The sequence below is a fragment of the Sphingopyxis macrogoltabida genome, assembly GCF_001314325.1.
GTDB classification, from domain to species: domain Bacteria; phylum Pseudomonadota; class Alphaproteobacteria; order Sphingomonadales; family Sphingomonadaceae; genus Sphingopyxis; species Sphingopyxis macrogoltabida.
In genome coordinates, this window is record NZ_CP009429.1 from 4,473,164 (window position 1) to 4,492,558 (window position 19,395).

Genomic DNA, 19,395 nt, shown 5'->3' on the forward strand with positions numbered 1-19,395 from the left:
CGGGCTCAAAATGAGCGCGATCCGGCATCGCCAAGCCTGATCGCGCTCACAATAGGTTCCATTCACGCGCGCGCGGGATAATGGCACTGTCGCTCCGGACCTCGAGCCTTCGCATCAACTCAGAGAGATGGAAGGAGACCGTCGGCGCGGCGATCGCCAAGCGCCCGGAAATTTCCTTGTTGGACGCTCCTTCGGCGAGAAAATGCAGGATTGCCATCTGACGGGCCGACAGGGTGATGGCAGGAGGCGAGAAACCGGAAAGCGACGTCTTCATCGCAGATGATATATAAGTATCTCCCGACAGCGCGGCGTCGCATGCCGCAAGGATTTCCCTTGTCGCATCGGCCTTGCTGACGACGGCCCGTACGCCCAGTCGCATCGCGTAATCAACCTCCGCAAAGCTTGCCGCTCCGGTGAGGATAACCACCGTCATGTCATGCGCTCCGATCAGTTCGGCAACGACATTGACGCCTCTGGTATCCGGCAGTTGCAGATCGAGAATGATGAGGTCCACCGCTTCCGAAGCGAGAAAAGCCCCAACGAGCATACCACGCTGAAGGCAGCCGATGACCTGGTAACGGAGATCGGCGGCAAAGAGAAGGCGCAGGCCGAGATGCGTAACCGCGTGATTATCAACGACGAGAACGCGCGCAGCATCGGGCATATCGCCGATGCGGTCCATATTGATCCCGGCCTCGACCTCAAGCAACTGGACATGCTCCCAATCGCTCGAGCAGGGGAAGGAGCCGTTCTTCGACGTCCGCGCGAATCTTCCTGATTTCTCCGAGATTTTCTTCCTCGGTCTCCAGGACATTGCCCTCGCGCATCAATCTTTCATTCTGCGCCGAAAGCCAATTCCAGACTGCCCCATCGATATCCTTCTCGCCTTCCCAAAGGGCGAGCAGCACAAGCTGCTGGACCCGCCCGACGGTCACAGCCGCCCCAATGCGCGGCGCCGCGAGACTGCTTGCGCCTGCAATATACTTGGATCGACGGCATAATTCGTGGTTCAGGGCCACGGATGCAGCAACATCGCCGTCTGGGTCGGCGGATCGGGTGGCTGGCGCTAAATCGCCCCGTCCGGTGAGCACGAAAAGTGCCTCGGCCAGTTGCGTTCGCGAAATCCCATCGGCGGTGACGGTCTCACAGAGCTTCGAGAAGGAAATGAGTTCGCCAGCCGCCGACCGTATTGCGGTCCATACCGGCTTGTAGATGTCTTCGCGTAACGTCGCCGACCCGGCGGCGGTGGCGAGCGAAAGTGGCAGCTCTTCAGCATCGGCGAGAGCAAGGAAATTATAGGCTTCGAGCCGGTCTGCGACCTCGGCTCCGGTCAGATGTCGCTTGCCTTTGACATAGATATCGCGGCGAAACTGCCGATTGACCAGATAATCTCTCGTCGTCTCGTAAAGCGCGAGGTCCGATATTCCAGCAAGAAGATCCTGGCAGTGCGCGGGCACGCCGAGACCCGGCATATTATCGATCAAGCTCGCCGACGCCGCAAAATCCATCTTCGCCTCGGCAAGCCTCGCCGAGACCTCGGAAAAGGACTCCGGGAGCCAGTGCCGGTTGAAATATTCATGCGAGACATAATTCCGGTCGAGCTTGCCGATCGACTTCACCATTTCACCGATTGCCGGATATTGCGCGAAGTACCCCGAATTGGTGTCGACAAGCCGCTGCGCGAAATCGAGTGACTCGCCGACTCGCGAAATCAATCCGCCAGTCGCGGCTTTCGCCGCATGAAGATTGAGAAGATGCCGCAAGGGCTCGATCGGCGACCAGCCGGGCTTGCAATTGTAGCTGACGTAGAGGATTCCTCCCGGTTTCAGATTTGTCCGTACAACATCGACGATAGCCTGCCTCGCGTCTTCCGAAACCCATGACCAGATTCCGTGCAGAACGATGATGTCGAACTGCGGCAGGTCGCTGCGGCGCGCAAACTCTTCGAAGCTGTCGTCGAATATGCGGATCGGTTTCCCGCCGGCGCGCGCAACTTGAGCGGTATAGGCCGCCTGCGACGGGTTGAAGTCGGTGCCGTAGAACTGTCCAGAAGAGGTTGCCGCATTTATATTGAGCGACAGTCCCTGGCCGAATCCGAGTTCGAGATAATTCGGACGTTCTCCGACATCATGCGAGATACCGCGCGAAAGAAGCGCGAACTCGAGCCGGATCGGGGCAAGTTCGGAGAAATAGCCGTAGATGTAATCGACCTCCGAAACATAGCCGGCGTTCCACATTTCAACTCTCCAAAAAGAAGGGGGCGCGCCACCGACGCGCCCCCGAGGGTTCCCAGTGGATTATTATCGGATTCAGAACTGGAACGTCACACCGCCCCTGAGACCCGTCACCTTGTTGTCGCCGCCGAAGGTCTGGCTCCCGGAGAAGAACAGGTTGAGGCGTTCGGCCATCTTCGCTTCGAATCCGGCTTCGACCGCCCCGAAGCTGTCCGGCTCCACCCCGCGCAGGACGAACGAGTCTCCGCCGCCGACATAACGAACGCTGACGTCGTTCGGGAGATTGCCCTGGAAGGTGTAGGAAGCCCGGGCGAAGGGACGAAGCGTGACGGTATCCGAGAGTTCGGTTTCCGTTCCGATCTTGACGCCGATGACGGGCGAGAAGACCGTCTTCTTGCGACCTTCGACATCGAGGCTGAACGCGCCTGCACCGGTTTCGGTGAAGCCTTCCAGCGACGAACGACGCAGGACGAGCTTGCCGTAGGGCGTAACCGTGAGGCTGCCGGCGCGATAGTCGTAGCCCAATTCGAGGCTGGCATCGAGCTGCTTGGCATTGACCGATGCTTCCGCCGTTCGAGCCAGGAGGCTCATCTTACGGGTCACATCATAGTTGGTCCAGCCGAAGGCGACCTTGGCATTGGCGTAGATCGGTCCGAAGCCCTGCGTGACATAGGCACCGACGGTCCAGGTGCGGCCATCGACCGCTTCCGGCGTGCCGCGCGCGGCGATGTCATGCTCGGCATAGGCACCACCGAAGCCGAAGGCACCGTCGGGCGCATAGGCGAAGTCGAGGCCGCCGGCGAGACCGTAGCTGTTGGCGCGGATATCCGAAGCGCCAAAGGCGTCGCCGTCACCATATTTGCCCCAGCGACCGACCGGGTTGAGCCACAGCTGGGTCGCGAAATCGCCACCGAAGGAACGGCGATTGGTCAGCATGTCAAGCGTCTGGCCGAAGACCCCGTTCTGGTCGACCGCCGCGAGCGAGCCGTAGACCTCGCCCGACGACAGCTCGTTGAAGAGCTGCGCTGCCTGATCCCCCGAGAGGCGGAAGTCGAGCGCCGTCGCGACGTTGGCGATATCCTGGGCATAGCCAAGCTCGGTTACCGAGCCGAAGCCTGCGCCGCCTGCCGCGTCGGTGCGGATGCGGGTCACCGCCGAGGCCAGCGCGGAGTCTAGGCCAGCCGCCGCTGCCTGGGCGTTGGGGTTGGTCGCACCGGCAGTGTAGCTCGACCGGGTCACTTCCAGCCGGACTTCCTTCGTCGCCGCGTCGTGGACGAGTTCGAACCCGACATAGGGCGACGTCAGCGTTGGCGTGGCGTCGGCCGAAACAGCACCCGTCCCGGTGTAGGTGAACAGCGTATAGCCGTCGCCATCGGCATACAGGCTGTCGCGGTAGACGTTGACCGCCACCGTACCTGCGAGATTGAGGTCACCCGTAATGTTCACCTGCGACGGATCGACATCGATCCCCGCCAGTTCCGGGGTGGTGAAGTAGCCGACATAGACGCCGCCGACCACCGGACCCAGGGGCTCGGGCAGGACGGAGCCGTCGCTGACTTCGCTGCGGTATACGCGAACCAGCGTCGGCGTGATCCCGACGACGGTCGTACCCGTCGCGGTCTGGTTGAAATTGCCGACCTGATTGACGGTGATCCCGTCGATCAGCTCGGTCTGTCCGACCAGGTTATTCCCGAAGAGATTCTGTCCCGGCGTGATGCGGCGGCCGATAACCAGCGTTGCGGCGTTATTGACGTTACCGCGGATCCCGAATTCCGCGCCCTCGAAATCGCTCGTGGTGAGCTGGACTTCACCCGCCTTGATGTTGAAGTTGCCCACGTCGAGCGTGTAGATCGGCTCGCCTCCCGGCACGGCCGGGACATATTCGGCGCCGTTGATCACGAAGGTGCCGGCACCTTCCTTGTTCAGCGTTTCGATGCCGATCACCCGGACCTGATAGTTCGAGCCGCCGAAGAGCTCCTGCGCATCCTTGCCCAGGGACAGGACCTGGTTGGGCTTGTCGCTCCCGACCGGCCATTTCTGGTTCGGGTAGAGGATGGCGTCGGCTCCGAGGAAGCCCGAGCCATTCAGATTGACCGTGGTGTTTGTGGTGCGGTTACCATCTTCGTCGATTTCGCCGAAGATGCTGCCGAGCGTCGCCGAACCCGAGTTCAGATTGATCGTCGCGTTGACGTCGCTGGTCTTCACCGCTCCTTCGCCGGTCGGATCGTTGTCGAGACCGCCGGTAACCACGAAGCCGCCCGAAACGCCGTTCTGATTGGCCGTGTAGGTCTGGGCCAGCAATTCCGCGCCCGGCGCATAGCTGGTTTCGGTCGTCGTGTCGGTGCGAACCTCGGTGACGGAAGCGGTATCGATGTTGCGACCGAAGATCGTGGTCCCGCCAATCGTGCCATTGTTCGTCAGCGTACCCTCGCCGCCTTCGATGGCAACATTGCCGACGATGACCGCACCCGGCGCGTTCGTTACGCTGGCCTTGCCGAGCGCGACGACCGGAGTGAAAGTTTCGGTCACCGTCTGCAGCGATGCTTTGCCGAAGTTTGTCGTTTCGCTGCTCGAATTCGAGCCGATCACGATCGCCGAGGCCAAGACGTCATCGACAGAGTCCGCATCGCCGATCCGTCCGGTGTTGGTCACCGTAGCCGACGTCGCGCTGATGGCGCTGACATCTTCAGTAATGATGCCGGCATTGCTGACGACTGCCGGACCGCCGACAATTGTCGTCGTTGTCGTGCTCGACAGATTTACCGTTCCCTTGCCGTCATCGCTCTTGGTGCTGGTCTGGACAGTATTGAAGGCAGCACTCTGCGCTTCGACACTGCCGTCGATGATCGAACCTGCGGTCACCGTGACCGTCGCGCCCTCGATGCCGAAAGCATAGACCGATTCGGTTGCCGAGACGGCCTTGTCCTTGAGCGCCTGCGCCGAATCGACAAGCACGCTTGCCTTGCCGCCGACGGCTGTGGTCTCGGTCGTCACGCTTTCTTCGAGCGTGCGCCCAGCCAGGCTGCCGACCAGCGTCCCGAAGTTATCCGACGCCGAATCGGATTTACCGGTCCATGTCCGCTCGATCTCGACGCTGGTGACACTCCCCGAGGCGACAGCGGAGACATAGTCTTCCGACACACCCGTGAGCGTGACCGTCGCATCGCCGCGACCAGCCGTCACATAGGTGCCGCCTTCGACGGCTCCTGCGATCGTTGCCGACGCATCACCCTGTGCCGCGGAGGCACCGTAGGAAACACTCTGCGTTTCGGTAGCCGTTGCGACACCCGTCTCGGCATCACGTACATAGCTGCGCTCAAGAGTCGTCTGGCTGTCGGTGCCGTTAGCGGCGTTGACAGTCAAGTTACCGCCGACGACCGCCTTGCTGGCGACCTCGGCCGATGCGGATTTGACACCATTCACATCGACGTTGCCGCCAACCGTATCCTGGTTCGCGGTGGCCTTGCCGGTAATCGTAACCGAGCTCGCACCGTCGGTGACCACTGACGTGCTGCTGTATTTCCCGGCCAGCGTGTCGGTCACATAGACGCCCTCGGTGATCGTCTGGGCGACGCTGCCCGATTCCTCGGTCACGTTCGCGGTTGCGCCAGTCGCATTACTGGCCACATCGTCCTCGACCGAGCCGCTGATCGCCACAGTCGACGAGTTGGTTCCCTGCGAGTAGACACCCGCCGAACCGCCAGCGTTGCTGCGCGCAACCTTCCCGGACACTACGACCTTGCTGTCGCCACCGCTGATCGCGGTCGTCTCGGAGCTTTCGCTATACCCACCAGTGAAGGAACCCGTGCCGTCGACGTCAACAATCGTCGTGCCCTTGCCGCTGGTTTCAGACGAAGAACTCGCCACGCCTGCATTACCAGCAACCGAGCTCACATTCCCGAGCACCGCACCGGTGATTGTCACCGTGCTCGCCTGATCGGCGACCTGGGTGACGTTACCGATTGCGGCCGGCGAGAAATTCAGCGTGCCGTTCGCACCGGCATAGGTGCCGGTCACGCTGCCGCCCGTCGACACATAGGAGGTGCTTTGCGTACCCTGCTCGGTGAAGCTGCTACCACCCTTGCCATCGTCGATGCTGGTCGTGCTGTAGGACGAGCTGCTCACCGACTTGCCGCCAGTGCTTTGCGCATAGGTGGCACCGCGGACATCGCCCTGGTTCAGGATCGTGATGTCCCCGCCGGCGGTCAGGTTGACGTTGCCAACGCCATTGAAGCCGACGGTTCCGCCAGCCGAATTGGTAAAGTCGATCGCGCCGGTGGTTGCGGTTGCGGTCGATTCCGAAGTCACCGAATATTGGCTTGTCGTCGTCCCCGCCTTCGCGTCGACCACGGGTGTCGGCGTCTGCTCGGAATAGCTGTAGGTCGTGTCGCTACCCGACGACGAAGCGTTCACGCCGCTGCCGATCATGCCAGCGTTGACGATCGTGACATTTTCCGTCGCCGTAGCATTGACCGCGCCGCCGATCGAGCCGGTCGCGGCGACATCCACGCTTGCGTCACCAGCGAGGTGGGTCGAGCTTTCGCTATAGACGTCGCTGATCTGACTTCCCTTGCCGTCATAGCTGACGAGCCGTTCGTTCGCATAGGCCGAGCCGCCGGTGCCCGCATTGACCGTAGCCGACCCCTCAACGGCGCCGGCGTTGACGACCGATGCGCTGTTCGACGCCGTGGCGACGACATTGCCGCCAACTTTGCCGGTTTCGGTGATATCGATCGACGCATTGCCCGCGGTCCGGGTGCTGGTCGACGTCGTCGCGTTGCTGAGAATGTTGCCCTTGCCGTCGAAGACCAGTTCCTGACTGGACGTCGTGGCGTTGCCGGTGCCCGCGCTTGCGGTCACCGAACCATCGATGGCACCGGCGTTAACCACCGTTGCGTCCTTGGTGCCGCTGGCCTGCACGCCGCCGCCGACCACACCAGTGCCAGCGACACTCACCGATGCGCTACCGATCGCGCTGGTCAGCGAATTTGCCGTCACATTTTTGAGCACGCCGCCAAGCCCGTCCTCGGTCCGGGTGCTGCTATTGCTGCTCGTCAGCCCGCCATTGCCAGCGAATGCGTTAAGCGCGCCTTCTACCTCACCGGCGTTGCTGATCGACGCGTCCCGCGTCGCTACCGCGCGCGCGAAACCTCCGACCTTTCCGGTCGCGGCGATATCGATGGTCGAATTGCCCGCGACGGCGCCGCCGCCGGACGTCTGGACCTCCTCGAGCAAGCCGCCCTTGTCGTCGAGGGTAACGGTGGTCTTGGTTGCGAAGCTGTTATTGCCAAGAGGAACCGCCTGAACATTATTTTCGACGCTTCCAGCCACCGCGACTTCGACATTACCGTTGGCCACCCCGACGATATCGTCCACCGCGCTCGTGCTTGTGGTCGTGAGATTGACGTTCGTCGCACCATAGGTGTCACTATAGTCGTTGGTGACCGTCGTCTTTCCGGCCGGCGGCGCTACGCTCGTAGCTACGACCGTGCGCGTCCCGCCCGAATAGCCGACGATGTTACCAGCCGTGCCCGAGACAGTCGCGTCGACATTGCCATATTCGGAATAGAAAGTCGCATTGCCCTTCGTCTTGCCGTCGGCGCTGGCGATGTTGGCCACTGCCGCGGCCACATCGCCGCTGGCGAAGCCGTTGGTCGTGGTGTCGCCGGCCACGGTCGTCGTCTGCGTGCCCGCAGCTGCGACGAGAACATCGCCTGAACGCACCGACCCTGAAGAGGCGAGCGAAACGTCGCCCTTGCCGGCGAGCGTCACGCCATTGTGGATCGCGCCGCTGTTATCAAGCGACACGGTCCCGCCAAATCCGGTCGCCGAAAAGCCACCGGTAATCAGGCCGGCGTTGCTTGCTGCGAGCTTGTTATCTGCCTTGGAGGAAGACCCGTTCAACACGACCCCGACATTGTCAGTCACGGCCCCGGTCGCGTCGGTCGCGCCGATGCTGCCAGCGTTGCTGAAGCCGATTGCGCCATCGCCTTGCCCAGCGATAGGCGTGATGCCGATCGTTCCAGGACCGGTCACTTCGCCCTTCGAGGTCACCGAGATCGTGATATCGCGATCGGGCGTCGCCTTGGCTGCATCGATCTTGGCCTGAACGCTGACCGCCGCTTCGGCACCATTCACTTCGACCGTCTGCTCGGCGTGGGCGCTGCCCGCGATAACAAGCGCCGAAATCGGGAAGGCCGCGGAAACAAGCAGAGCGCCTTTTGCAAAGCGACGTGCCCGAGAAGTGGATTTGGTCGTCATGATTATTCCTCTACTTATGAGTATGACTGAGTATGACAATTGGCTGACCGCGCATGGAAATGCGCGCGGCAGTTAAATCTGCTGATGATTCATTAGATACTGAAGCATTCCCCCTGATTCAGACCGGTCGCCCGATTGATCAGGAAGCAGATGCCAATCTGTGCGTTCCCGCAGCGTTACTCGAACGTTTTCTGGACGTTTCCACAGCGTTATTAATTCGTCGGGTGGTTATTCGGCGTTGCTCATTCGCGCACCGAGACCCTATCCGGATTTCAGAGGCTTGCTTTTGGCCTGTGGGAGGACCGGAAAAAAAGGGGATTGGGGGGTGAACGGAACGAGTCGCTATCAGCTTCGGCTTTTGGGAGCCTTTCAGCTGACAGCACCGAACGGGCAACGGATCGACGTGACCAGCAAGAAGGGTATTGCGCTGCTTGGACTACTGGCGAGCGCCAATTCCGGCGAGCGATGGCGGGCTTGGATTCAGGCGAAGCTCTGGGGATCGCGGGAACTACGTCAGGCTCAGGCGAGCCTTCGGCGCGAACTTCACGGTCTTCGCAGGCTTACCGCCGATGCGTCGGTCTCGCTGGTCGAGGCGACATCACGTACCGTCCGCCTTAACCTGCAAGCGATCGACGTCGATATACGGAGCCGGGAGGTGATCGCCCGATCGTCGGGGGAGTTTCTCGAGGGAATCGACATCGCCGGTGAGGAATCATTCGAAGAATGGCTGCGCGAAATGCGGATCAGCCTCGCACACCTGGCCAATGAAGGGGCGGTCAACGACACAAGCTTCAACTCAGTCGCTGCGCCGCAACAGCCAAATTGACCTCGATCGACCCGTCTTCCGGACAACGAAAGGGGATCGGCGTCCGCAACGCCTGATCAGCGCTAACAGCTCCACCTCACCGTCCGCTTCTGAGCGCTTAATATTGGCGATCGAAGTAGCAGTCTTCACACTCCGAAACGTCTGGGCCGGTAGCGTTACCGTGTTGGCAGGTTTCAGGGGCAATATTCTTCGCCCGGAACAGCCGGCGCAACAGCGCGCTCAGGGACGGAAGGGGCTCGGAAGAACGGTCAAGGATTGACTGCATCGCTAGGGCCTATTCCGCAATTGGAGACGTTGTCAATTTTGCATCTAAAGCCGGGCGAAATTCCGCAGAAGATCTTAGAACCAAATACGGAAAGTTCTCGCCTGGGCGTCGCCCGATCTATCGGCGCCCTCATCAAATCCCTATGTCCTAATTAGTGCCTGCTCTCATCGTCGTGCCCAGCTTGAACAGAATGACGTAACTTGGACGCCCCAGCCGGCCACTTGCAGCGCGCCAGCCGATTTCCCATATCGCTCCGATGAGCGACCAGAACACGCACCGCGCCGCGCCCTGGCACGGCACCACCATCCTCTCCGCGCGCAGCGACGGCAAAGTCGTCATCATCGGCGACGGCCAAGTCTCGATGGGCCAGACGGTGATGAAACCGAACGCGCGCAAGGTCCGCCGCCTCCACGACGGCAGCGTGATCGGCGGCTTCGCCGGAGCCACTGCCGACGCCTTCACGCTGTTCGAACGGCTCGAGGCGAAGCTGGAACGCCACAATGGCCAACTCCTCCGCGCGGCGGTCGAACTCGCGAAGGACTGGCGCACCGACAAATATCTGCGCAACCTCGAGGCGATGATGATCGTCGCCGACAAGGAGGTCACGCTCGTCATCACCGGCAACGGCGACGTCCTCGAACCCAAGGGCGGGATCGCCGCGATCGGTTCGGGAGGCAATTTCGCGCTGTCGGCGGCGCGGGCGCTGGTCGATTATGAAAAGGATCCCGAGGTGCTGGTGCGCAAGGCGATGGAGGTCGCGGCCGACATCTGCGTCTATACCAACGACCAGTTCACCCACGAAGTCATCGACATAAAGAGCTGACCGCTTATGGTCGGGGTGTGATTCACGCCCTGCCCCGCCGCCATTTCGTCGCCGCCTCCGCGGCGCTCGCCCTCCCCGGCTGCGCAACGACGACGGAGCGCACCGTGGCGGCGAAGCCCGCCTGCCTGCACCCCGTCGATGCCGCACCCGACCGCGTGATTCGCACCGCGGCCGGGCTCCGTCCCTACCGCCGCAGCGGCTTCGTCGTCCGCGCCGATACGCTCGGGACGAAACGGCTTGTTCATAACTACGGCCATGGCGGCTCGGGCATCACGATGAGTTGGGGAACGTCGAAGCTCGCGGTCGACATGGGGATCGCAGGGCATCGCGGCCCGGTCGCGGTCATCGGCGCTGGAATCGTCGGCCTGTCGACCGCGCGGCTGGTGCAGGAAGCCGGTTTCCCGGTGACCGTTTACGCCAAGGCGCTGCCGCCCGACACGACCTCGAACGTCGCCGGAGGACAATTCCACCCCTTCGGCCTGTTCGACAACGATGCCGTCACACCCGAATGGCGGCGGCAGTTCGCCGCCGCACTCGACTATAGCTGGCGGCGCTTCCAGATCATGGTCGGCGGCGATTATGGCGTCCGCTGGCTCACCACCTATGTCGAAGGCATGCCCGAAGAGCCTCTGATGGCTACCTTCCCGCCAGCGGCACGCATCGTCCGCGCGGAAGAGCATCCTTTCCCAGTCGAGCGATTGTGGCGTTACGATACGATGTATGTCGAAACCGGACGCTATCTCCGCCAGATGATCCGCGACATCGAGGGCGCCGCCGGCCGGATCGCCATCCGCAATTTCTCCGCGCCCGCCGAGCTTCAGACGCTCCCCGAAACCCTTGTCTTCAACTGCACCGGACTCGGCTCGCACGGCCTGTTCGGTGACACCGAACTTACCCCGATCCGCGGCCAGCTCGCGATCCTGCTGCCGCAGCCCGAGGTCGATTATGCCTTCAATGGCCGCGCCGGCTATATGTTCCCGCGCGCCGACGGCATCGTTCTCGGCGGCAGTTTCGAGCGCGGCGAATGGCTCGCCGAGCCGCAGCCCGAACGCATCGCCCGGATCGTCGCGGCGCATCAGGCGCTGTTCGGCGGCTTTCGCTGTCCCGCCTGAGCCCGGCGCTTGACTTGCACTGGCCCGCTCCCATCTAGCGGCGACATGACCTTCTCTGTGGAACTCTCCGACATATGAACAAGGATTTGACGCCGAAGGCGATCGTTGCGGCGCTCGACACCCATATCATCGGCCAAGACGCCGCGAAGCGTGCGGTCGCGGTGGCGCTGCGCAATCGCTGGCGCCGCCAGCAACTGTCCCCTGACCTGCGCGACGAAGTGAGCCCGAAGAACATCCTGATGATCGGCCCGACGGGCTGCGGCAAGACCGAGATTTCGCGCCGCCTCGCCAAGCTCGCCGACGCACCGTTCATCAAGGTCGAGGCAACCAAGTTCACGGAGGTCGGCTATGTCGGCCGCGACGTCGAACAGATCGCCCGCGACCTCGTCGAGGAAGCGGTACGGCTCGAAAAGGACCGCCGCCGCGACGCGGTGCGCGCCGCCGCCGAAGAGGCCGCGATGGAACGGCTGCTCGACGCGCTGACCGGCAAGGGCGCGAGCGAGGCGACCCGCCAGAGTTTCCGCCAGCGCATCCGGGAGGGCCATCTCGACGACAGCGAGGTCGAGATCGAGGTCGCCGACGCACCCGGCATGCCGTTCGAGCTGCCCGGGCAGCCGGGCCAGATGAGCATGATCAACCTCTCCGACATGCTCGGCAAGGCGATGGGCGGCATGCCGAAGAAGCGCCGCAAGCTGAAGGTCATCGATGCCGCCACGCGGCTGATCGAGGAAGAACAGGACAAGCGCCTCGACCAGGACGATGTCGCGCGCGTCGCGCTCGCCGACGCCGAAGCCAATGGCATCGTCTTCCTCGACGAGATCGACAAGATCGCGGTCAGCGACGTGCGCGGCGGCTCGATAAGCCGCGAGGGCGTGCAGCGCGATCTGTTGCCGCTGATCGAGGGCACGACGGTCGCAACCAAATATGGCCCGATGAAGACCGACCATATCCTGTTCATCGCGAGCGGCGCCTTCCACGTCGCCAAGCCGAGCGACCTGCTCCCCGAACTGCAGGGCCGCCTGCCGATCCGCGTTGAACTGGGTGCGCTCAGCGAGGCCGATTTCGTGCGCATCCTTTCCGAAACCAAGGCCGGGCTGCCCGAACAATATGTCGCGCTGCTCGGCACCGAGGGGGTGACCCTGAACTTCCGGCCCGATGCGATCGCGCGCGTCGCGAAGCTGGCGGCAGAGGTCAACGAAAAGGTAGAGAATATCGGTGCGCGGCGGCTCCAGACGATCATGGAACGGCTGGTCGAGGAGATCAGCTTCACCGCGGAGGATGCGCCCGGCACGACGCTCGATATCGACGCAGCCTATGTCGACAAGCAGCTTGCCGATGTCGTCGGCGACACCGATCTCAGCAAATATGTGCTATGATCGGCGGTCTGCCGTGCCGGCTTTCGGACGGACCGAATAGCGCCGCGTTATCCGTCGTTCGTTAGCCGAACTCCATTTGACTTTCGCGCATCGTCAGTGCGATGAACAATGAATACACGGCCGAACTGGGTCAAACGGCTGGCACGGAGACAGTAATGGCAGACGAAGAGGTCGCCGAGCAAGGCGAACTGGCGATCACGCGCACCGGCGATCGGCTTCGCCTAGCCCGCGAGGCGGCGGGACTGTCGCTTGCCGACGTCGCGACGCGGACGCGCATCACCCAGCGCCACCTCAAAGCCATTGAAAAATCCGATTTTTCCGAGCTTCCGGGCCGGACTTACGTGACCGGATTCGCGCGCGCCTACGCTCGCGCCGTCGACCTTCCCGAAGCCGAAATCGGTGCCTCGGTCCGCCGCGAGCTCGAAGAGGACGAACATGGTTCGCGGCCGCTTTACGAGGCCTATGAGCCAACCGATCCCGCCCGCCTGCCGACCGCCCGGCTGACCTGGACTTTGGTTATCGTCACCGCCCTCCTCGCTTCGGCCTATGGCGTCTGGCGCTTCCTGTCGGTCGAGCCCGACGAGGCGCTGATTGCCGCGCAGAATCGCGCCGCCGAAGAATCCGAAGCGCCATCGACGGCCGCTGCAGCAACGGTTCCAGCCAAAGCCGGCCCTGCCGGCGCGGCGGTCGCCGCCGATGCGCCGGTGGTCCTGACCGGCGTCTCGGAGGTCTGGATCGGTTTCGACGATGCGACCGGCAAGACCGAGAATTGGCGCACCCTCGATCCGGGCGAAACTTATCAGGTACCGCCTGCCTATATAGAACAGTTCACGCTGCGCACCAGCATCCCGCAGGCGCTCAAGGTCACCGTCGGCGGCCGCGACGTCGGAGCGATCGGCCCCGCCGACACGCTGGTCAAGGGCATCTCGCTGAAGCCCGCCGACCTGGTCGCGCGCGCCGGCGCGAGTGCGCCCGCGACAACGCCCGCACCGAAAACCAACCGCTGACCATAGGAATATTCGTCCGGCGGGAGCGGCAGCGCGCCGAAATGGATTTGCGCAGCCGCGCCTTGCGGCGCTATGAATCGCAGGATAGAATGGTTAATAGGTGGGGGCCGACAGGCAGATGACAAAACGCCATATTATTTTCCTTGGAACCGCCGCGCTGGCGCTGGGCGCCGTCGTGCCCGCCGCGCAGGCGCAGGACGCCGAGATCGGCAAACGCGTCGATCGGTTGGAAAAGGAAATGCGCGCGGTCCAGCGCTCGGTGTTCCCGGGCGGTAGCCCCGCTTTCTTCGAAGGCGAGATCGCGCCCGACAACACGCCCGGCGAGCGCGTCAAGAGCACGGCGCCGGTCGCCGACCTGACCGCGCGCGTCGATGCGCTCGAGGCGCAGCTCCAGACGCTGACTGGTCAGAGCGAGCAAAACAGCTATCAGCTGCGCGAACTCGAAAAACAGTTCGCCGCCTACAAGGCCGAAATGGACAAGAGGTTCGCGGCCCCCGCGGCCGAGGTCGAAGCCACGCCAGCCGGTCTGGCGCCGGTCCCAGGAGCAAGGCCGGCAGCGACGCCGACCACCGCCGCGGCGACGCCGGTCAAAAAACCCGCGACGCCCAAGCCGGCGGCAGCGGCAGCCGCGACCCCCGACGCGGCGCGATTGGCGCTGGTCAAGAAGGTCGAAATTCCCGCAACAGGTAACGAGACCGAAGACGGCTACAACTATGGCTTTCGGCTATGGCAGGCCAAACTCTATCCCGAGGCGCAGGCGCAGCTCAAGCAGGTGGTCACCAAATGGCCGAAGAGCAGCCAGGCGAGCTACGCGCAGAATTTGCTGGGCCGCGCCTATCTCGACGAGGGAAAGCCCAGCCTGGCCGCGGTCGCCTTCTACAATAATTACAAGGATCGCCCGAGCGGCGCGCGCGCGCCGCACAGCCTGATGTATATGGGCGTCGCGCTCGACAAGCTCGGCCGCAAGGCCGATGCATGCAAGGCGTTCCGCGAATTCGACGAAGTGTACGGGGACAAGGCCCCACAGGATGTCCGCACCGATGCTGCCGCCGCAAAAACAAAAGCAGGCTGCTGACACCGACGCCGTCGAACGGCTCGGGCGCGACCTTTCCGCGCTGCTCGGCCCCGACTGGCAACGGCTCGATTATGGCGTCGCCGTTTCGGGCGGTCCCGACAGCATGGCCTTGTTATGGTTGATGGCATCGCTGCTGCCCGGCCAGGTCCGGGCGGCGACGGTCGATCACGGGCTGCGCAAAGGCTCCGACGAGGAAGCACGCATGGTATCGGGCTTCTGCGCACGCGAGCATATTCCGCACGCGACGCTCGCACCGCCGGCACCGCTCAAGGGATCTTTGCAGGCTGCGGCCCGCACCGAACGCTACCGCCTGCTCGAAGAGTGGCGGCAGGCGAACGCGCTCGACCATATCGTGACCGCGCATCATGCCGACGATCAGCTCGAAACGATCGTCATGCGGCTGAACCGCAGCAGCGGGGTCGGCGGGCTCGCCGCGATCCGCGCCCGCAACGGTGTCGTGCTCCGTCCGCTCCTGCACTGGCGCCGCGCGCAGCTTGTCGAACTTGCGCTCGAAAACGACCTGCCCTTCGTCGACGATCCGTCGAATTGCGACAATCGCTTCGACCGTGCCCGGCTCCGCCATGCTTTGCGCTCGCAGACCGCGCTCGATCCCGAAGCGGCGGCACGCTCGGCGGGTTGGCTCGCCGAAGCCGACGACGCGATCGACTGGGCAGTCGAGCGGCTGATCGCTTCCTGGCCCGACGCCTCGGACATCGCGGTGATCCGCGACGAGCGCTATCCGCCCGAAATTTTCCGCCGCATCGTCACCCAGCGGCTGCGTGCCAACGATCCCGGGCTGGCGCTGCGCGGCGCATCGCTCGACGGCGTCATCGCGGCAATGAAAGACGGGCGTCGGGCAATGGTCGGCGCGCTGCTGATCGACGCGGTTCGCGGGCTCGAAGGTACGATTTGGAGAGTTTCGCCTGCGCCGCGTCGACGGCCGCCCGGAGGTGGACAATCGCGAGTTAGCGAAACTTAGTCACTTTCTGCCTTTCATCGCCCGTGCCGCCAGCGGAAGGGCGAGTAAAAGCCATTTCGGGTTATGGCTCCCGAACTTTCCTCCTGGATGTCTTCAATTCGTGCGGCATGGTAATGCGAAACCGGTCACGAAGGCTGCTGCTCCTCTCGCGAAAGACGCTACGTCGCTTTTCGAGCGTGTCGCGGTCACCCGTAAGCGCTGCAAGCAATCCCGACCTTGATCCAGTTATCGATATTTTCTCTTCAGTGACCTTGATCTCGTCGATCGCCAGTTTGGCGAAGCCGCGATATGAGACCGTGTGATCGAGCAAATCACTGCGGATTTGGAGCGCCGTGCGCGCTAGATCATCGAAGCCCATGACCTTCCTCGGGAAGAGGTTCCGCTGTTGTCGGGCATGCTCCGCTCCGCGAAGATGTCCGTCGCGGGAGGTCTGTAGGAAAGGGAGCTGTTTCCGGGCGGAAAGATCGTCGCAGCCTGGCCGCCCATCCTCGATCGCGCCAAGATGGCGCGCAATCTCGATGCTGTCCTTTTCGGCAGCGGCGTGCAATTCACCAACCTGCTGGTCGAAGCTCTCAAACATCGCTTGATATCGAAGTAGCACCTCATCGAGAGTTTTGGCCAGAAAAGCAGGTTGCAACAGCCGTTCCTGGATGAAGTCTTTGATAAATCCTTCGAGACGCAACGCTGATAGTATGAGGCCGCTGCAGACCGCAGCCCCGTGGCGCACACGCGCGGAGCAAACGTAGGTCGCGTCCGTCAAGGTGGTGTAATTTCGGCTGTGGCCGTGGGCCATCGTCAGGCGGCTTTGGCGGTGATGTGTAGGGGCTGATTTTCCTCCTCGATCATGGGTTGGTTGAGTTCGGCCATGCCTTCGATCTGCATGTATCGGTGCTGGAGCTGCCACTCGTCGTTCTGCTCCATCAGCACAGCCCCGACGAGGCGGATGATGCTGTCTTCGTTCGGGAAGATTCCGACGACGTCGGCGCGGCGCTTGACCTCCTTGTTGAGCCGCTCGAGCGGATTGGTTGAGTGTAACTTCGTGCGGTGCTGGGTGGGAAAGCCGGTGTAGGCGAGCACGTCGGTTTCGGCCTCGTCCATGCAGGCGCCGAGCTTGGGCCAACGGGTGCGCAACTGGTCGGCGACCTGTCGCCAGACCTGCGTTGCGCTTTTCTGATCGGGCTGCAGGAAGACCTGGCGGATCGCGGCGGCGACGACAGTGTTCTGGCCCTTGGGCACATAGGACAGGGCATTGCGCATGAAGTGCACCCGGCAGCGCTGCCAGGTGGCGCCCATGACGCGGGTGATCGCGCCCTTGAGGCCCTCGTGAGCATCGGAGATGACCAGCTTCACGCCGGTAAGACCGCGCCGAACAAGGTCCTTCAGGAAGTCGGACCAGAAGACCTCCGCTTCCGAGGGGCCGATATGCAGGCCGACGATCTCGCGCCGGCCCTCGGTGTTGACGGCCATGGCGATTATTGCGGCAACGCTGATGATCCGCCCGCCTTCGCGTACCTTGAGATAGGTGGCATCGAGCCAGAGATACGGCCATTCGCCGGTGAGCGGGCGTTTCAGAAAGGCATGGACGCGCTCGTCAATGTCCTTGCAAAGCTTGGAGACGGTGGACTTGGAGATGCCGGTCATGCCCATGGCCTGGACGAGTTCATCGACCCGCCGGGTGCTGACCCCGCCGATCCACGCTTCCTGGATCACCGCAACCAGCGCTTTCTCGACCATCTTGCGGGGCTCAAGGAAGCCCGGAAAGTAGGACCCAGCACGCAGCTTGGGGATTTTCAGGTTCAGCGTGCCTACCCGGGTATCCAGCGAACGGTCGCGATAGCCGTTGCGCCAGGTCGCGCGCTCGCTGCTGCGTTCGTGGCGACCCGCGCCGATCAGGCCATCAACGTCGGCCTCCATGATCAGCTGCAGCACGTTCTCGGCGATGGTGCGCAAAAAATCCGGTTGGCCGCCCTTCGCAGCAAGCTCTTCGATCAGTAATCTGTCCTCGGTCATCGGGAACTCCTCTTCGTCACGGTTGAAGTGTGCAAACTCCACCATAACGATGAACCCGGTGGCCACCAGCGACGCCGCATTCCGGGGTGGGGCATGCCCCACCCCGGAATACACCATCGCCTACACCGGAAATTACACCACGAGCGCGGACGCTAACGCAAACGTAGGATTTATAGCCGCTGCCGCCCACGGCACCGTATAGCCTCGCCCCGCATTTTCCGCAGTAGACCAAGTCTTTTAGCAGATACTGTGTGCGACGTCCCGGAACCCGCAGCGAAATACCCCCGCGACGATCCAGGAGCGCTTGGACAGCGTCAAATGTTTCGCAATCGATAATGGGCGGCACGGCGGTACGGATAATCTCATCCTTCGCCCCGGCTTGCGCCGCCAAGCCGCGCGAATCATACACAAGCTCGCCGGTATAAAGGCGCCGACGCAAGACGCGGTAGACCGCTGCAAGGCCCCAATATCCGCCGCCGGAGGCTGGAATCTTCCGATCATTCAAATAGGCGGCGATGCGCGCGACACCTAGCGGCCCGGGTCCTCCCCTGCCCAAGGAGAGACGGTAGATGAGCCTGATCGTGTCTGCATGAAGCGGGTCAATCTCCAGCCGCCTCTTGGATGCCAGACCTCGCTTCTCAACAACGACGGCACGATAGCCGACAGGCGGCACCGACCCATTCCAGAAGCCTTGCCGCGCATTCTCTCGTTGCGCCCTGCGCACATGCTTTCCGGTTTCCTTGGACTGATATTCATCGAAAAGCCCGATGATATGCCGCATCATCTCCGCCATCGGGTCATCACCTATCATCTGGGTGATGGATACAAGTTTTACGCCATTTTTCGCTAATGCACGAATATTGGCTTCAAGCTCGAACTGGTCGCGGAAAAAACGAGAGTAGCTGTGCACGATGATGAGGTCGAACGGTGCAGGAGTCCAACTCGCCATTTCCATCATGCGGCGAAACTGTGGTCTGCGGTCCGTCACAGCCGACGCACCGCGCTCTTCGAATATCTCGACCACATGATATCCCTTCAAGACGCAAAAGGCCTCGGCCTGCTTCTTCTGATCAGGGATAGACAGCGGTGGCTCGACTTGGCGGGCGGTGGAAACACGAACATAGATTGCGGCGCGAGACGCGAGCCCAGCAACTCCTTTCACACTTCGCCTTCTTTCACTAGGTTGATGGCCCGCACATGCAATCGTCTAGGGCTTCATTTCCCGATGGCTGAAGCAGCGCGCGCTTTGGATCGGGCGGTTGACGCAGTGGAGCGCGGCGTACCTGTTTCGCGGCCCTGCCCCGGGGCGGGTCTGCGGATGCGATATTGTGCACAATCACCTGTTTTGACGAGCATGGATGATTACAACGCAATCATGGTTTTCATCGTCCGAAATTGACGTCGCACTCGCGACCCCGGGGCGAGAA

General features: G+C 62.6%; 13 protein-coding genes. 7 read left to right on the forward strand and 6 right to left on the reverse strand.

The features are described from left to right. Positions 1–46: 46 nt before the first annotated feature. The 3 genes from LH19_RS21700 to LH19_RS21710 all read right to left on the reverse strand — a co-directional run bounded on the left by LH19_RS21700 (position 47) and on the right by LH19_RS21710 (position 8,534). On the reverse strand, positions 47–709 hold the full coding sequence (locus LH19_RS21700) for a LuxR C-terminal-related transcriptional regulator (RefSeq protein WP_054731807.1): 663 nt from the start codon (positions 707–709) through the stop codon (positions 47–49). Then, a complete protein-coding gene (locus tag LH19_RS21705) occupies positions 702–2,237 on the reverse strand; it encodes a class I SAM-dependent methyltransferase (protein WP_054731808.1) in 1,536 nt (511 codons plus the stop codon). Before LH19_RS21705 ends, LH19_RS21700 begins: the two co-directional genes overlap by 8 nt. A 72-nt stretch (positions 2,238–2,309) precedes the next feature. Beyond that, positions 2,310–8,534 (reverse strand): autotransporter domain-containing protein, encoded by a 6,225-nt coding sequence (locus LH19_RS21710; protein WP_145923560.1) that lies wholly within the window; start codon positions 8,532–8,534, stop codon positions 2,310–2,312. Between the two features lie 364 nt (positions 8,535–8,898). Between LH19_RS21710 and LH19_RS21715 the strand changes: the two genes are divergently transcribed. From LH19_RS21715 to tilS, 7 genes are all read left to right on the forward strand, one after another. After that, positions 8,899–9,321, forward strand: a complete 423-nt coding sequence (locus LH19_RS21715) for a hypothetical protein (RefSeq protein ID WP_145923561.1) — start codon at positions 8,899–8,901, stop codon at positions 9,319–9,321. A 521-nt stretch (positions 9,322–9,842) separates the two neighbouring features. Beyond that, the gene (gene hslV / locus LH19_RS21720; RefSeq protein WP_054731811.1) at positions 9,843–10,409 is read left to right on the forward strand and encodes an ATP-dependent protease subunit HslV; all 567 of its coding nucleotides are present in this window, start codon (positions 9,843–9,845) and stop codon (positions 10,407–10,409) included. A 17-nt stretch (positions 10,410–10,426) separates the two neighbouring features. Further along, positions 10,427–11,521 (forward strand): FAD-dependent oxidoreductase, encoded by a 1,095-nt coding sequence (locus LH19_RS21725; protein ID WP_234715995.1) that lies wholly within the window; start codon positions 10,427–10,429, stop codon positions 11,519–11,521. A 74-nt stretch (positions 11,522–11,595) separates the two neighbouring features. Next, positions 11,596–12,897, forward strand: coding sequence for an ATP-dependent protease ATPase subunit HslU (gene hslU, locus LH19_RS21730; protein WP_054731812.1), 1,302 nt, complete (start codon positions 11,596–11,598; stop codon positions 12,895–12,897). A 155-nt stretch (positions 12,898–13,052) separates the two neighbouring features. After that, positions 13,053–13,904 carry a helix-turn-helix domain-containing protein gene (locus tag LH19_RS21735; RefSeq protein ID WP_054734115.1) on the forward strand — a complete coding sequence of 284 codons (852 nt, stop codon included), beginning with the start codon at positions 13,053–13,055 and terminating at the stop codon, positions 13,902–13,904. A gap of 118 nt (positions 13,905–14,022) precedes the next feature. Then, the gene (locus LH19_RS21740) at positions 14,023–14,979 is read left to right on the forward strand and encodes a tetratricopeptide repeat protein (protein WP_054731813.1); all 957 of its coding nucleotides are present in this window, start codon (positions 14,023–14,025) and stop codon (positions 14,977–14,979) included. Then, entirely contained in the window at positions 14,933–15,958 is a 1,026-nt protein-coding gene (tilS, locus tag LH19_RS21745; protein WP_082396008.1) for a tRNA lysidine(34) synthetase TilS, read from the forward strand. Before LH19_RS21740 ends, tilS begins: the two co-directional genes overlap by 47 nt. Before the next feature lie 61 nt (positions 15,959–16,019). Here tilS and LH19_RS21750 read toward each other — a convergent pair whose 3' ends face one another. Genes LH19_RS21750 through LH19_RS28185 form a run of 3 tightly spaced genes read right to left on the reverse strand, consistent with a single transcriptional unit; the run spans position 16,020 to position 19,130 of the window. After that, on the reverse strand, positions 16,020–16,751 hold the full coding sequence (locus LH19_RS21750; protein WP_054731814.1) for a hypothetical protein: 732 nt from the start codon (positions 16,749–16,751) through the stop codon (positions 16,020–16,022). A 2-nt stretch (positions 16,752–16,753) separates the two neighbouring features. Then, complete coding sequence (locus LH19_RS21755; protein ID WP_006954973.1) at positions 16,754–17,968, reverse strand: IS256-like element ISSpma2 family transposase; 1,215 nt, start codon at positions 17,966–17,968, stop codon at positions 16,754–16,756. 16 nt (positions 17,969–17,984) lie between these two features. Further along, positions 17,985–19,130, reverse strand: a complete 1,146-nt coding sequence (locus LH19_RS28185; RefSeq protein ID WP_082396023.1) for a recombinase family protein — start codon at positions 19,128–19,130, stop codon at positions 17,985–17,987. Positions 19,131–19,395 lie beyond the last annotated feature (265 nt).